This window comes from Nioella ostreopsis, from assembly GCF_004000255.1.
In the GTDB taxonomy this organism is placed as follows: Bacteria; Pseudomonadota; Alphaproteobacteria; order Rhodobacterales; family Rhodobacteraceae; genus Nioella; species Nioella ostreopsis.
Genome location: NZ_RCIQ01000089.1, coordinates 1 through 480 on the forward strand (window position 1 = coordinate 1; position 480 = coordinate 480).

The window sequence follows — 480 nt, forward strand, 5'->3', positions numbered from 1 at the left end:
GCCGGGAAGGCGACAGCCCCGTCCTGCCAGACCTGCTGGACCAGATCCCGGACGACGAAGACATCGGCACCGTGACCGCAGACGGCGCCTACGACACCCGCCGCTGCCATAGCGCCATCATCGCCCACGGTGGCACTGCGATCATCCCGATCCGCAAGAACGGTCGGCCATGGAAAGACGACTGCCCAGTTGCCCGGGCGCGCAACGAAACCCTGCGCGCCACACGTCACTATGGCAGGGCGTTCTGGAAGCGGTGGACCGGATACCATATCCGCAGCCGCGCCGAGGCCAGGATGCGATGCCTGAAGGCCTTCGGCGAGCGCATCGCCGCCAGAGACCCCGACCGCCAGACTGCCGAAATCCACATCCGCGTCGCCCTCATGAACCGCTTCAACGCCCTCGGCACAGCCAAGATCGTCCGCGTGACCTGAACCTGACGGGGAAAGGGGCCCTCACGCCTCAGGACGCCGTTCTGCAACA

At 66.7% G+C, this 480-nt stretch carries 1 protein-coding gene; it reads left to right on the top strand.

What is annotated here, in order from left to right; translation table 11 throughout:
* Positions 1 to 431, top strand: a 431-nt coding sequence (locus EP237_RS22925; protein ID WP_127563116.1) for an IS5 family transposase, incomplete at its 5' end; no start/stop codon positions are given.
* Positions 432 to 480: the final 49 nt, after the last annotated feature.